This window comes from Parabacteroides caecihominis, from assembly GCF_023656785.1.
GTDB classification, from domain to species: domain Bacteria; phylum Bacteroidota; class Bacteroidia; order Bacteroidales; family Tannerellaceae; genus Parabacteroides; species Parabacteroides segnis.
In genome coordinates, this window is record NZ_JAMOKS010000029.1 from 16,584 (window position 1) to 30,559 (window position 13,976).

Consider the following 13,976-nt stretch of genomic DNA (forward strand, 5'->3'; position numbering starts at 1 on the left):
TGCAGAATAATGAAAAAGTATTTTATCGCAGTAGCAGCTCTGGCCTTATTAGCTGCATGTAGCGGGAAGAAAACAACCGAACCCGCTCTTATAGAAGAAGATATTTATGCAATAGACGAGGCTGCGCCAGGCGCACCGGCTTTGCCTACCGTAACAGGAAAAGCTGCCAAACCGGTCAATATGCGTGATTCGCTGAAAGTAGATCCTAAAAAAGGAAGTGTTATTCAGAAAAAATATAAGGGTACATTCCCGGCAGCAGACGGTCCCGGCATCGTTTATGACCTGACTTTATATTATCAGCAGGATAGCGACGACGGCGTTTACGAAATGGACGCCACTTACCTGGAAGCTGAAAACGGAAAGGATAAAACATTCTCTTCTACCGGCAAACGCAAAGTAAAACATGGAACACCGTCTAACTCTGAAGCAATCGTTTACGAACTGATCCCCAGCGACGGCGACATGGCATTTTACTTCCAGGCAGAAGGCGACAGCCTGACACTATTAAATCAGGAATTACAGAAAGCAGCATCAGATCTGAATTACACGCTGATACTGGTTCCATAAAAAAGCTACCCTATAAAAAAGCACATCTTTGTATAAATAGAAAAGAGGCGCCCCAACTCCTACCGGGAAACGCCTCTTTTTGCTTTATTATCAAATGACTGTTATTTTACTTAATTCCTAACTTCGTCTTAATTGCTTTCGGAAGTGCATCTTTGTGTACGACAATGTTCATTGTTTTGTAACGTACGAATGCTTTTGATGCATACCAAATACCGTTATATTTGTTGGCTGTACCCCAAGAGTTTTTCACCATATAATATTCGTTTCCTTCCTGATCTTTGGCAATACCATAAATCTGCATACCGTGGTCGTCAGTAGTTTCCCAGTTATCATAAGCCAACTGGCGTTCTGCCTGTGTACACCATTTCTGCGGTTGCGGTTTCGTATTCAATTTCTTTTCTTCCGGTTTCATCTTCAACCAATGAGCCATGTCAGATCCGCTCAGTTCCTGTACCTTTTCGTTGTCAGGCATAACAGCTACACCGTCGCGGGTAAAGCCAGACTCACTTACGTCGGATCCCCAGGCAATCGTATAACCTGTATTGATCGCATTGTCGAACACTTCCATGAACTCATCGATCGGCAGGTTGTAAGACAATGCGTGACGCCAGTTATCCTGGATTTCCAGCGAGAACTGCGTATAGAACGGATGATGCGTATAAGAAGTCAACGATACATAATCCGACGGTTTTAATCCTGTAGATTCATAAAATGACTTCGGAGTGTATTCTTTTCCTTTATAAGTAAACTTTTCCGGAACTTTTCCTAGATAGATTTCATGCACGGCAGCTACAGCCTTTTTCCACAACAGGTTATAATCCTCGTCATACTGGAATTTTTTTACTTTACCACCGGCCATGGCACCCACCATAGCATCTGTGAGGGCAGACAACTCTCCGTGGTTACTCAATGTATCGCTATACATCACCCCGGGGCGCATTTCTTCTTCCGGCACCAAACCGAAAGCTTCCATTCCGTAAATCACATCATAGAAAGACCCACCCTGCGAGAACGAAGCATCGCCATGAGTACGGACAGCCATATCGGCACGATCCTGATAAGTGTGGTAAACGGTAAACATCTCCGAAAGATCATATTCTCCCTTTCCCATACGAAGCAATTCAGATTCCAGGAAAGCCATGGTAGAGTAGCACCAGCAAGTACCTGCCCGGTTCTGATTCTTAATGGATGTAATCGGGTTTTCCTTTACTGTTGTAAAAATGAAACCTTCTTCTTTTTCTCCCTCTTTTTCTTGTGCTCCGACATTTGTTGCAGAGAACGCACAAGCCAGCATCAGACTGGCAACAATAAGTTTCTTCATCTTTTGTTTTCGATTATATTAGCAATTATACATTTTGAGACAAATGTACGGGTTTTATTCCTTTTTTCCATACTTTTGCAACTCATGATTTTACATTTATAAATTAACGGAGACATGAAAATAACTATTATCGGAGCCGGAAATATCGGCGGCGCCATTGCCCGCGGACTGGCAAAAGGACATATGTTCAAAGCATCTGACATAACCTGTACAGCACAGTCGCAAGCTACATTGGACAAAATGAAAGCGGCCAATCCAGACTTTGTGTTGTCACTCAACAACATAGAAGCTGTAAAGGGAGCAGACATCATCGTCATAGCAGTAAAGCCCTGGCGGGTGGAAGAGATCATCGACCAAATAAAAGGAGTGCTCGATTACGACAAACAGATCATCGTTTCGGTAGCTGCCGGAATCACCTTCGATACGCTGAATTCTTATCTCACTAAAAACACCAGTTATGAAGACTGGGTTACTCCGGCCCTTTTCCGTATTATGCCCAACACCGCTATCGAGGTATTGAGCAGTATGACTTTCGTCTCCGCCCATAACGCAACACCGGAGCAATCCGACCTGATAATAAATATATTCAATGAGCTTGGCAATGCGATGTTGGTAGAAGAACGCCTGATGGGTGCCGGTACTGCACTGGCATCCAGCGGTATCGCTTTCGCCCTCCGTTATATCCGTGCTGCTATTGAAGGCGGTGTCGAATTGGGTTTCTATCCGAAGCAGGCACAGGAGATCGTTGTCCATACCGTAAAGGGGGCTACCGACCTGTTATTGGAAAACAAGAGCAATCCGGAAATGGAGATCGACAAGGTTACCACTCCCGGCGGTATTACCATCAAGGGGTTGAATGAAATGGAACTGTCCGGTTTCACCTCTTCTGTCATCAGGGGATTGAAAGCCAGTAAATAAAAAAAGAATTATAAATTGATTCAGAATTTATCAAATTTGAGCTATTTGTGTCTCTTTAATGGGGCAAAGTCCCATGCCGCAGGCTCTCTTTTGCCGTCAGTTTCAACTGACGGATAGATAATCTTTCCGGTTTTACCGGATTCCTCTGTGGGTTTCAACCCCTTTCCCGGGTGTTATTATAATGAAAGGGGATAAATCCCACAAAGGAAGAGGCTTTGCCTCCTGTATTTAAAACCGTTGGTTGAAACCAACGGCAAAAAAGAGCCTGCGGCACGAGGCAAGCCTCGTTGAAAGTCGATACGGTCTGTCCCTTTGCGATCCCGTGTCGAGCACGGGAACGGGATAGCTCAATTATTTCTAATTTCGGATGTTATGTCATTCGCAAGGAGACTTGTTAATGTAAGAAAAAGGCATACTACAACGTAGCGAGTAAAAGCTTTATATATTTTGCAGCAAATGTACGGGTTTTATTCCTTTTTTCCATACTTTTGTATGCTATGATAAATGCAAATCCGAATGAAAAAGTCCTTATCCCATTTACCTAAAGAGAAACAGACCGATTTACGTCTGATCGCCCGATATGTAGTCGAAGTTCTTGGTGATCAATGTGAAATGATCATTCTTTACGGTAGTTATGCTCGTGGCAACTACGTAGAGTATGATCAACGGATCGAGTTTGGAATACCGACTTATTTCATGAGTGATTTCGATATACTGGTCATCACCCGGAATGATTGCAATAGTAACGGAATAAGCCGTCAGTTGGAAAAAGTGGAAGATCGTTATTACAAATATAAAGGGATGGGAAGATTTGCATTTACGACTCACATTCATTTTATCGATGAAACGATCAAAGACTTTAACAAAGAAATAACAAAAAGCCGCTACTTTTATACAGACATAAAGAAAGAAGGTATCCTGCTATACGATAGTGGTAATTGCAAATTAGCCCGTCGCCGCAAGCTTAATTTTTCCGAGATTGGAGAGTTGGGACAGGAATATTATACTACTAAATTTAAAATAGCGACAAGTTTTATACGCAGTGCCCGTCATGCTTATGACGACAGAGATTTTAATATCGCTGCTTTCTTTTTGCATCAGGCTTGCGAGAACTTATACCGTGCTATTATTCTGACATTTACAATGCATACCTATAAAATACATGATTTGGAAGAGTTAATTAAAGCTGCCAAAACACATTCTTTGGAAATAACCAAAGTATTCCCCCGCGATACCGAAGAAGAAATACGATTGTTCAATTTGTTGCTTAAAGCCTACATAGAAGCACGATACAATAAATATTATGCTACAACGAAGGAAGATATAGAAGCCTTAATTCCACGTGTAGAGCATTTAGCAGCGATCACCAAAGATGTTTGCGAAAATAGAATAAAGGAATATGCGAGTCGTGCCAGAACGACAAACTAACCGGCAGAAGCCGGGAAACTAATTCATTCCTCCCTACTAACTAATTGAAATGTAAGGACTTCTTATTGGCAAGGTGTACAGGATAGCCAGCCAAGGTGTACAGGATAATCCACCAGGGTGTACAGGCTAATCGATTATCCTGTACAGGGTAGTTATACTAAGTAAGGAGTTAACAATTAGTTTATTATAGGGTTTGATTTACTTAGACTGGAAGGGAGCAATAGTTTCAGAAGTGATACATGATAAAACATCTTTTATACACAATGTTTTCAGTATTTATTTGCCATTTGCAATATACTTTTATAACATACTGTCAATAAGCACAATAAGACATGGCAAATAACTATTCTATTTGCCATACTATTTGCCATTTGCCATCATTCCTCTTACGGTTGATTATGGCAAATGACAAATAACATTGCAAACAGAAAAAGTATTTGCAATAGTATATATAACTGTTTAACAATGCATTGCATCGGTATATTGCATATGGCAAACAAAATACCGAAAACATTCTGTGAGTGTTTATCGATTCATCTTCTTACGCCGGTTCAATTCTGACTGCAACATCTTCAGTTCACGGCTGGTCTGCCCTGCGACCGAAGTGTTTTCTTCAGCACGCCGGATCAGGTAAGGCAATACGTCTCTTACCGGAGCATAAGGCACATACTTGGTTACATTAAATCCTTCATGAGCCAGATTGAATGAGATATTATCGCTCATCCCCAGCAACTGGGCAAAAAAGATACGGGAATCTTCCCGTTTGAGGCCCTTTTCATCTATCAACTTAGCCAGTTTATAATTACTTTCCTCGTTATGCGTTCCCATAAACATCTCGAAATGCTCCAGATGGTCCATGGTAAAACGAACAGCCGCATCGAAATTCTCATCGGTCGCCTTCTTATCCTTGCAGATCGGGTCGGGATAACCCAAAGCCGCAGCACGCGCACGTTCGGCCTCCATATAAGCGCCACGCACAAACTTGACACCGGCGATATATCCTTTTTCTTTGGCATCATCCAGAATACGGCGCAGGTAAGGCATACGGTCATGACGATACATCTGTAAGGTAGCAAATACGATCGCACGTTTCTTATTGTATTTCCGCATCGCCTCGTCGGTCAGTTCATCCAGCGCATCCTGGAAACAGTAATCTTCCGCATCGACAATCAGACGGACATCGTTCTCATAAGCACGCTGGCAGAAAGCCATAAAGCGTTCTTTAAATTCACGGAAGGCTTTTACTTCTTCGATGGTCAGTTCGCCCCGTTTTTCAGAAGCCTTGGCTAGAAGTTCATCGGTCGTTATAGTAGAAGGTTTGAACACGGCATAAGCCAGGTTATCATTTCCTTTGGCAAAATCGATTGAACGTAATGTTTCTTCAAATGTTGCCCGTATACCTTCAGGAGTCTGCTCGCCTTCGGCAGAAAAGTCAAGGGTAGAACGCACATTAAACTGCCGGAGATGGTCGATCGCTTTGGTACAATCCTGTAATGTCTCACCACCGACAAACTGTTTATATAAAGTTGGCTTTACAGCCCATGCTAAAGGGAAATGAATTTTTAAGGCGATATTACTTCCAAAACTGGCACATTTTACCAGCCACGGATATTTTATTGTATTGAAGAGTAAGTAAGCGTTTCTCAATTCAGACTGCGATTTGGATGAAAATGCAATCTCGGTATTATTAAAGTCTAACATAGTATCTGATTTTTAAAGTTGACAGATGACAGTTGACAGTAGACAATTTCGAAGCATATTACCTGTCAACCGTCACTTGTCAACCGTCAACTGATATGTTATTTTTCTCCTAAGAACGGATAACCGTAAGAAGTAGGCGGAACCAAAGCCTCCTTGATACAACGAGGATTCGTCCAGCGGATCAGGTTCAACGGGCCACCGGCCTTGTCATTCGTACCGGAAGCTCTCGAGCCACCGAACGGCTGCTGTGCAATAACGGCACCGGTCGGCTTATCATTGATATAGAAGTTACCGGCAGCATAGCGCAGTTTATTGAATGCCACGTCGATAGCATAACGGTCACGTGCAAAGATCGAACCGGTCAGGGCATAAGGAGAAGTACGGTCGCACAACTCCAATGTTTCCTCATATTTATTATCGTCATATACATAAATAGTAATCACCGGACCGAATATTTCTTCCACCATGCTCTTGAACATCGGATCTGTTGTCTGGATAACAGTCGGTTCAACAAAATAACCTACCGATTTGTCGCCATTACCGCCAAAGACAATCTCAGCATCCGGAGATTGTTTCGCATAGTTGATATAACTCATGATATTATCGAATGAAGCCTCATCGATCACCGCATTGATGAAGTTCGTGAAATCCTGTACATCACCCATCTTGATCTCTTTCAGCATATCGCCTACCATCTCTTTCACATCTTTCCACAAAGAAGCCGGGATATAGGCACGTGAACCGGCAGAACACTTCTGACCCTGATATTCAAACGCACCGCGAACGATAGCAGTCGCCACGTCCAATGCCGGAGCAGACGGATGAACAAAGATAAAATTCTTACCCCCCGTTTCACCGACGATCTTCGGATAAGATTTATAATGGCCGAGATTCTCGCCCATCTGGCGCCATAGCGTATTGAATGTCGCAGTAGAACCTGTGAAATGGAAACCTGCCAGATCGCGGCTAGCAGTTATCACCTTACCGATCACGCTCCCCTGTCCCGGGATAAAGTTGACAACACCATCCGGAAGTCCGGCTTCCTGGAATACCTTCATCAGCAGATAGTTTGAATGGATAGCCGTAGTAGACGGTTTCCAGACAGCCACATTACCCATCATAGCCGGCCCCATATTCAGATTGCTGGCGATAGAAGTAAAATTAAACGGTGTCAACGAGAACACGAAACCTTCCAGGGCACGGTATTCCATACGGTTCAGGATACCCGTTTCCGAATAAGGCTGGTCGGCATATACCTGGCTGGCATAGAATGTGCTGAAACGCAGGAAGTCGATCAGTTCGCAGGGAGCATCGATTTCCGCCTGGAACGGGTTCTTGCTCTGTCCCAGCATCACCGAAGCATTCAACAAATAACGATATTTTGTAGCAAAGAGTTCAGCCACCCTTAACATAACGGAAGCACGTTCAACCCAGGGCAGTTCAGACCATTCTTTATGCGCTTTCATAGCGGCATCGATAGCCATCTGCACCTCTTTCTCGCCGGCCTTATGGTAAGTTGCCAGCACATGATGATGGTCGTGCGGCATAACAACTTTACCGGTATTACCCGTACGGACTTCTTTTCCGCCAATGATCAAAGGAATATCCCATTCTTCATTTGAGAGTTCAGCTAACGTTTTTTTCAAAGCTGCTTTTTCACTCGATCCGGGTGCATACGATTTTACCGGCTCATTAATAGGCTTAGGAAATCTAAAAATAGCGTTATCCATGTTGTTTTTAGTTTATAAATAGTTAATCAATGATTTTTTCTATGCTGTAAACGTAGTAAAATAATTTTAAAACAAAGTGAGTAAAGAGTTAAATTAGTTTTAATTAGAAACGCTTTGGTATATGGTATGTATCAACATTTCCCCATCCATAGTTGTTATTAAAATATAATCATCTTAAAGGTATAGAAACTATGGCTATTAAAAGTGTTTGGATAGAAGAAGACTGTATCGCTTGCGGTACTTGCGAAGGCATCTGCCCGGAGGTTTTTCATGTGACGGATCGTTCCCGCGTAAACGAGGGAGTAGACTTCAACGACTACGAGGAAGAGATCAAAGAAGCAGCCGAAAGCTGTCCGGTCAGCGTTATTAAATATGATTAAGTGAGGAGGACCACTCACGTTTTACAGAGTAAAAAGTGGAGAGGTTATTCCGGTTTGGGATAACCTCTTTTTCCTGTCAGGATTTGTGGTTGTTCCAATAAAAAAACGTATATTCACAAAAAAGATAATTGGGATGAAGAAAACTACTATACTTCCGGTATTTTGCCTTATTCTGCTGAGTTTCTGTACCGGCAAAACGGATAAGGCAGCTGCTGACGGACAACCTGCACCAGACTCTGCGACTGTAGAAGTAGCGGAAATAATAGATACTGTCCCCAAAGAAATAATCATTGAAAAGGAATTGCTTTACGACCAGCATACTCTGGAAGACACCTATCCGTATAAAGATACGACACGGGAGTTCCAGTGGGAAAAGATAAAGGAGCGCCTTGCCTGGCTCGAATCCATCCAGAAAGAACCGGCCACCTGGTCGATCCTCCAGAATTACAGGAATAAAAACGGAGAAGCGCCATTGGTAAAAAATTATCACAGAGATTCATACCGCCGTATAGCCGACTCTTTGGGCGTCGAACGCTTCCAGGGAATACCGCTCTACCTGACAACAGACACTGCGGTGCCTGAACTCTACGGCAGGGACGGTGCCCTGGTAAAGCACCTGGAAGACTATACTAATTTCACCCGGGTTGCCTCCGTGCATACCGGAAAAGAGTGGATGATCCCTAAAAAATATATCCAGACGATTCCTGATACGATCGTCTTCAAAAAAGCTGTCTTTGTAGATACCCGGAATCAGAATATCGCGACACTGGAACAGGAAGGCGACAAATGGCTGGTTAGAAGCATGAACCCGGCTACAACCGGACTGCACAGGCCACCCTATGCCCAGGAAACGCCTCCCGGAGTATATATTATTCAGGAAAAGAAACCCCGTATGATCTATCTGGTGGACGGTACCACGGAGACAGGAGGCTTTGCTCCGTATGCCAGCCGCTTCACAAACGGGGGGTATATCCACGGAGTTCCCGTCAATGCTCCGCGCAAGTCACTGATCGAATACAGTTCGACGTTGGGAACCACTCCCCGCTCCCATATGTGTGTCAGGAATGCCACTTCACATGCTAAATTCATCTACGACTGGGCACCGGTTTATGAGACTCTTGTTTTTGTTTTCGATTAAAAATTCTAACTTTGCAGTCTGATTCACACAGACATGCACAAAGTTTTCATCTATCTGTTCCTATTATTTATCCCGGTAAACTTCTCTAAAATGAGAAGTACGGAACCGGTCATCCATGAAGTTTCAAGCTGCCGGCAGTTGTACCAGGAGATGCAACTGGAAGGAGTAGTAAACTTTGAGGCATTCGAACAGGCAATCACCGGATACCATAAAATCGAAGATAAAACGAAAGAAATCCTTACACTGGTCGATTTCAGTAAGCCCTCGACCGAAGAGCGTTTTTATGTATTCGACATGAGGCATAAAAAATTATTATTCTCTTCGCTGGTATCACACGGAAAGAATAGCGGAGGGAATTATGCCACCTCCTTTTCCAACGAGAACGGTTCCCTCAAAAGTTCACTGGGATTCTTCCTGACAGAAAACACCTATCAGGGAAAAAACGGTTACTCACTTGTACTGAACGGATTGGAAAAAGGGATCAACGACCGCGCCAAAGAACGGGCCATCGTTATCCATGGAGCTGCTTACTCCAATCCATCCGTAATTGCTTCATCCGGCCGCCTGGGACGCAGTTTCGGTTGTCCGGCCCTGCCACAAGCTGTAAGCAAGCCTATTATCAACACCATAAAAGGAGGTTCACTGCTTTTTATTTATGCCAACAATAAGAATTATCTGGCTTACAGCCCCATCCTATCCAAACGGCAGGTTGCTTCTATGTAAAAACTATATCTTGCAAACGGATAAAGAAATGAGATAGAACACACTTACATAATAATTTAAATCTAATAAGTAACAATGATGAGTAAAGTACTGAATGCATTGTCGGTAATACTGCTGGCCTTTATAACATTACCGATATCGGCACAATCAGAATTCTATGTTTCCGCGACAGGCAAAGACACGGGTGACGGAAGCATACAAAATCCGCTAAACCGTATTCCTGCGGCTTTGGAAAAAGCACGGACAGAGAAAGGAGACGTAGTCATTTACCTCCGGGAAGGGAAATATCTCCTTAACGAACCGCTGGTTTTCACCTCCCGCGACGGTAACGACACCAGACAACTTTCCGTAAAAGCCTATCCGGGAGAAAAAGTGATTCTTTCGGGAGGTATCCCCTTGGCACTACAATGGGAACCCTATAAAAAAGGAATCATGAAAGCCAAAGTAAACGGCTCTCCTATTATGGACATGCTAATCGCTGACGGCCAGATCAGACATATGGCCCGTTACCCGGACTTCGACGAAAAAGCTGTCCGTTTCAATGGTACTTCTGCCTCGGCTACCGCTCCCGAACGGGTAAAGAAATGGAAAAATCCGGCAGGAGGATACCTGCACGCCATGCATAAACATGACTGGGGTGACTTCCATTACCGCATCACCGGAAAAAATAAGAAAGGGGAATTGTCAATGGAAGGCGGCTGGCAAAACAACCGTCGGTCGGGCCTTCATCCGGATAACCGGATGGTGGAGAATATATTTGAAGAACTGGATGCTCCCGGCGAATGGTTCTATAATGCCGACGAACAAACGGTCTATTACTATCCGTTTGAAGGTGAAAAAGTATCCGAAGTACTTTTCGAATCGCCTCAACTCAAACACCTGATCGAGTTCAGGGGGACAGAAGCCAATCCGGTAAAAAACATCACACTGGAAGGACTGGAACTGACACAAACTTTGCGGACTTTTATGGAACCGTACGAACAACTACTCCGCTCGGACTGGACGGTTTACCGGGGAGCCGCAGTCTTCTTCGAAGGAACGGAGCATTGTGCCCTGCGTAATTGCTACCTGCACAACCTGGGAGGAAATGCCATATTCTTTTCCAAATACAACCGCCATTCAGAAGTATCCGGCTCACACCTTACCCGGATCGGGGCCAGTGCCATCTGCTTTGTCGGCGATCCGGAGGCAGTCCGCTCACCGAGTTTCGAATATGGAGAATTTGTTCCGTATGAACAACTGGACCATGCAAAAGGTCCTAAAAACAACAATTATCCGGCCCAATGCCTGGTATATGACAACCTGATCCATTCAATCGGTCTGTATGAAAAGCAGATTACCGGAGTGGAACTTTCCATGTGCCAGTCTATTACCGTCAGTCACAACAGTATTTACGATACTCCACGTGCAGGAATCAATATCAGCGAAGGAACCTGGGGCGGTCATATTCTGGAATTCAACGATATTTTCGATACGGTCAAGGAAACAGGCGACCACGGCTCTTTCAACTCCTGGGGGCGTGATCGTTACTGGCACCCGAACTATAAAACAATGGAATCTATCGCGGCAAAAGATCCGGCCCTGATACTGGCCGACGCAACCCAGACTACCGTCATGAGAAACAACCGTTTCCGTTGCGACCGCGGCTGGGATATCGACCTGGATGACGGCTCCAGCAACTACCATATTTATAATAACCTGTGCCTGAACGGAGGAATCAAATTACGGGAAGGCTTCTACCGGGTAGTCGAAAATAATATCATGGTCAACAACTCTTTCCATCCGCATGTCTGGTTCATCAACAGCGGCGATGTCTTTACACGCAACATCGTTATGACGGAATACAAACCGATCGGCGTACGGGAATGGGGATTGATGGTCGACTATAATATCTTTACCGACAGCCTTTCGCGTGCTGCCGCCCGGAAGAACCATACGGATGAACATTCGATCGTTACTTCCGTGCAGTTCAAAAACCCGTCGGAAGGTGATTTCACGGTTGCCGATGATTCCGAAGCGATCACCAAAGGTGGTTTCCGTAATTTCGTGATGGACCAGTTCGGCGTTGTCTCTCCCCGTCTGAAAGCGATTGCACATACTCCCGAAATGCCGACACCGGTTATTATCTCCGGTCATACCGACAGCGATGTCATCAACTGGAGCGGCGCGACAATCAAAAGCCTGCAAACACTCGGTGAACGTTCGGCAACAGGTATGGATTCGGAACGGGGCGTATATGTCGTTTCGGTCAATGCACTGGGAGGCAAACTACGTGATTATATCCGTCCCAACGATGTGATCCTCAAAGTCGGAACAATCCCTGTCAACAACCTCAAAGAGATGCAGGATGCACTTCAGAAAGTTGACAAATCAAAAGAGATCGAATTTATCATCTTCCGTACACAGAAGGAAAACAAAGTCGCTATTCCCGGCAAATTGCTGGACTAAAGAGAATACGGAAGTCTTTACCTGATATCACCTTTTCAAAAGATATACAGGACAGACTTCCGTCATGTATAAAAACAAATTATAAGCTATTCATACACATGAAAGATACGTTCCATCAACTGCCATTTCTCTGCGGAACTGGCATTCGGGTCAGCCTGTTGAAAAACAGACATATATTCTTCCCATTCAGCCTGACGGGGTAAACCGGCGAGACGGCTGAATGCCGTATCCCAATCAAAATCGAGCGGTGTTTCCACGATCATGAACAAACGGTTCCCGCACAGATAAATTTCCATCTCCAGGATTCCGACACTTTTAATCCCCTCGCCTATTTCGGGCCAGTAACATTCCTGTCCATGTCTTTTCTTGTATTCTTTGATTAACTCCGGATCATCTTTCAGGTCCAGCGTCTGACAATAACGTTTAGTCGGGAAATCATAATGTTTGCTTTTATATCCGTTCTTTTTATCTTCCATAAACCATATTATTTTTTAATTCGTTCAACAGGAACGATTATATTACAAATGTAACGATTATTATGCAACCGGAATAAGAATATTTCTACAAGGGATAAAACGATATCGACACCGGTTTCATGAAATACGGATCTAAATCGTTATCTTTACCCGCTCAAAAATAATATAAAAGATGAAGATCACTGCACCCCGGATAACTAAAGTATTAAAAGAAGACTGTACACTCGATGAAACACTCCTGCTGCCGGGAGAAGACCTGGCGGAATATTCTTTCAGGAATCAAAGGGTATTCGAAATTAAAACGGAAAATATGAGTATGCAGGACTGCCTGTTCACAAACAGCATACTGATCGGTTGCGGCATAAAAAAATCGCAGTTCAGTGATATCATCTTCAAGAACTGCGACCTGTCTAATATGAATTTCTCCGGTTCCGGTTTTCACCGTATCGAATTTATCGAATGCAAACTGATCGGGACAAACTTTTCCGAATCAGCGCTAAACCATATTGTTTTCAGCAACTGCAAGGCAGAATACCTCAATCTGAGCATGAGCAAACTGAAATATGTCAGTTTCGACCGATGTGACCTGCGAAACAGTTCCTTTGAGAACGGCCAGTATGCAAGCGTGAACTTCCATGAAAGTGATCTCAAGGAAGCTGAATTTTACCGTACCTCCTTAAAAGGCGTCGACTTCAGCACCTGCGACATTTCCGGCATCCGGATAAGTCCCATCATCGGCTGTGAATTACGCGGAGCAACAGTCACCTCTTTACAAGCATTGGAATTAGCCCATCTGCTGGGTGTTACAATTAAAGGATAATCTTCTTCGAATTCGTTATTTTGCATATTCCTGATGTCTTTTTAACCAGGCAACTGCATAAGAACAGGTAGCCCGGGGTTTCAATTGATTTTCTATCGCGTAGTCAAAAGTCGCTTTCACCAGTGAAGCGGCTATTCCCTGACCTTCCAGAGGTACCGGAACTATTGTGTGAATAATATCCAGATTATTACCGACAAGCCTGTACTGCACAAAGGCAGTTAAACCATCCTGCTTTATTTCAAAGCGATATTTCTCCGGATGGTGAACAATATCATATTCCATAATTTATTTTTTATCTACAAAACAACACCCTGTTATAGATAAAA

General features: G+C 43.9%; 13 protein-coding genes. 8 read left to right on the plus strand and 5 right to left on the minus strand.

All coding sequences use genetic code 11. From position 1 onward, the window contains the following. The first annotated feature begins 9 nt into the window (after positions 1-9). Entirely contained in the window at positions 10-567 is a 558-nt protein-coding gene (locus NBH14_RS20740; RefSeq protein ID WP_186960070.1) for a copper resistance protein NlpE N-terminal domain-containing protein, read from the plus strand. A 106-nt stretch (positions 568-673) separates the two neighbouring features. Here the strand turns inward: NBH14_RS20740 and NBH14_RS20745 are convergent, their stop codons facing one another. Then, positions 674-1,888, minus strand: a complete 1,215-nt coding sequence (locus NBH14_RS20745; protein ID WP_186960071.1) for a C1 family peptidase — start codon at positions 1,886-1,888, stop codon at positions 674-676. 114 nt (positions 1,889-2,002) lie between these two features. Between NBH14_RS20745 and proC the strand changes: the two genes are divergently transcribed. Both proC and NBH14_RS20755 read left to right on the plus strand, forming a co-directional pair. Then, complete coding sequence (gene proC / locus NBH14_RS20750) at positions 2,003-2,806, plus strand: pyrroline-5-carboxylate reductase (protein ID WP_186960072.1); 804 nt, start codon at positions 2,003-2,005, stop codon at positions 2,804-2,806. A gap of 516 nt (positions 2,807-3,322) precedes the next feature. Further along, positions 3,323-4,234 carry a HEPN domain-containing protein gene (locus NBH14_RS20755; protein WP_250817735.1) on the plus strand — a complete coding sequence of 304 codons (912 nt, stop codon included), beginning with the start codon at positions 3,323-3,325 and terminating at the stop codon, positions 4,232-4,234. A 525-nt stretch (positions 4,235-4,759) separates the two neighbouring features. Here the strand turns inward: NBH14_RS20755 and NBH14_RS20760 are convergent. Beyond that, entirely contained in the window at positions 4,760-5,935 is a 1,176-nt protein-coding gene (locus NBH14_RS20760) for a proline dehydrogenase family protein (protein ID WP_186960074.1), read from the minus strand. Positions 5,936-6,033: 98 nt separating this feature from the next. Next, positions 6,034-7,665 (minus strand): L-glutamate gamma-semialdehyde dehydrogenase, encoded by a 1,632-nt coding sequence (gene pruA / locus NBH14_RS20765; RefSeq protein ID WP_186960075.1) that lies wholly within the window; start codon positions 7,663-7,665, stop codon positions 6,034-6,036. Positions 7,666-7,856: 191 nt separating this feature from the next. On the opposite strand from pruA, the gene NBH14_RS20770 reads away from it, so the two are divergent. The 4 genes from NBH14_RS20770 (at position 7,857) to NBH14_RS20785 (ending at position 12,354) form a co-directional block, all read left to right on the plus strand. Next, entirely contained in the window at positions 7,857-8,045 is a 189-nt protein-coding gene (locus NBH14_RS20770; RefSeq protein ID WP_007653717.1) for a ferredoxin, read from the plus strand. Between the two features lie 133 nt (positions 8,046-8,178). Then, positions 8,179-9,183: a L,D-transpeptidase gene (locus NBH14_RS20775; RefSeq protein ID WP_186960076.1), complete on the plus strand. Its 1,005-nt coding sequence runs from the start codon at positions 8,179-8,181 to the stop codon at positions 9,181-9,183. Between the two features lie 90 nt (positions 9,184-9,273). Beyond that, entirely contained in the window at positions 9,274-9,906 is a 633-nt protein-coding gene (locus NBH14_RS20780; protein ID WP_010800313.1) for a murein L,D-transpeptidase catalytic domain family protein, read from the plus strand. A 75-nt stretch (positions 9,907-9,981) separates the two neighbouring features. Next, entirely contained in the window at positions 9,982-12,354 is a 2,373-nt protein-coding gene (locus NBH14_RS20785; protein WP_186960077.1) for a PDZ domain-containing protein, read from the plus strand. A gap of 86 nt (positions 12,355-12,440) precedes the next feature. Here the strand turns inward: NBH14_RS20785 and NBH14_RS20790 are convergent, their stop codons facing one another. Next, positions 12,441-12,830: an L-rhamnose mutarotase gene (locus NBH14_RS20790; RefSeq protein ID WP_186960078.1), complete on the minus strand. Its 390-nt coding sequence runs from the start codon at positions 12,828-12,830 to the stop codon at positions 12,441-12,443. A 172-nt stretch (positions 12,831-13,002) separates the two neighbouring features. On the opposite strand from NBH14_RS20790, the gene NBH14_RS20795 reads away from it, so the two are divergent. After that, on the plus strand, positions 13,003-13,650 hold the full coding sequence (locus NBH14_RS20795; protein ID WP_186960079.1) for a pentapeptide repeat-containing protein: 648 nt from the start codon (positions 13,003-13,005) through the stop codon (positions 13,648-13,650). A 15-nt stretch (positions 13,651-13,665) separates the two neighbouring features. Here the strand turns inward: NBH14_RS20795 and NBH14_RS20800 are convergent, their stop codons facing one another. Beyond that, complete coding sequence (locus NBH14_RS20800; RefSeq protein ID WP_010800315.1) at positions 13,666-13,932, minus strand: GNAT family N-acetyltransferase; 267 nt, start codon at positions 13,930-13,932, stop codon at positions 13,666-13,668. Positions 13,933-13,976 lie beyond the last annotated feature (44 nt).

What these genes read in the sequence shown, in the direction of transcription:
- NBH14_RS20740 (WP_186960070.1), top strand. Translation starts at nt 10, where the DNA reads ATGAAAAAGTATTTTATCGCAGTAGCAGCTCTGGCCTTATTAGCTGCA.
- NBH14_RS20745 (WP_186960071.1), bottom strand. Translation starts at nt 1,888, where the DNA reads ATGAAGAAACTTATTGTTGCCAGTCTGATGCTGGCTTGTGCGTTCTCT.
- proC (WP_186960072.1), top strand. Translation starts at nt 2,003, where the DNA reads ATGAAAATAACTATTATCGGAGCCGGAAATATCGGCGGCGCCATTGCC.
- NBH14_RS20755 (WP_250817735.1), top strand. Translation starts at nt 3,323, where the DNA reads ATGAAAAAGTCCTTATCCCATTTACCTAAAGAGAAACAGACCGATTTA.
- NBH14_RS20760 (WP_186960074.1), bottom strand. Translation starts at nt 5,935, where the DNA reads ATGTTAGACTTTAATAATACCGAGATTGCATTTTCATCCAAATCGCAG.
- pruA (WP_186960075.1), bottom strand. Translation starts at nt 7,665, where the DNA reads ATGGATAACGCTATTTTTAGATTTCCTAAGCCTATTAATGAGCCGGTA.
- NBH14_RS20770 (WP_007653717.1), top strand. Translation starts at nt 7,857, where the DNA reads ATGGCTATTAAAAGTGTTTGGATAGAAGAAGACTGTATCGCTTGCGGT.
- NBH14_RS20775 (WP_186960076.1), top strand. Translation starts at nt 8,179, where the DNA reads ATGAAGAAAACTACTATACTTCCGGTATTTTGCCTTATTCTGCTGAGT.
- NBH14_RS20780 (WP_010800313.1), top strand. Translation starts at nt 9,274, where the DNA reads ATGAGAAGTACGGAACCGGTCATCCATGAAGTTTCAAGCTGCCGGCAG.
- NBH14_RS20785 (WP_186960077.1), top strand. Translation starts at nt 9,982, where the DNA reads ATGATGAGTAAAGTACTGAATGCATTGTCGGTAATACTGCTGGCCTTT.
- NBH14_RS20790 (WP_186960078.1), bottom strand. Translation starts at nt 12,830, where the DNA reads ATGGAAGATAAAAAGAACGGATATAAAAGCAAACATTATGATTTCCCG.
- NBH14_RS20795 (WP_186960079.1), top strand. Translation starts at nt 13,003, where the DNA reads ATGAAGATCACTGCACCCCGGATAACTAAAGTATTAAAAGAAGACTGT.
- NBH14_RS20800 (WP_010800315.1), bottom strand. Translation starts at nt 13,932, where the DNA reads ATGGAATATGATATTGTTCACCATCCGGAGAAATATCGCTTTGAAATA.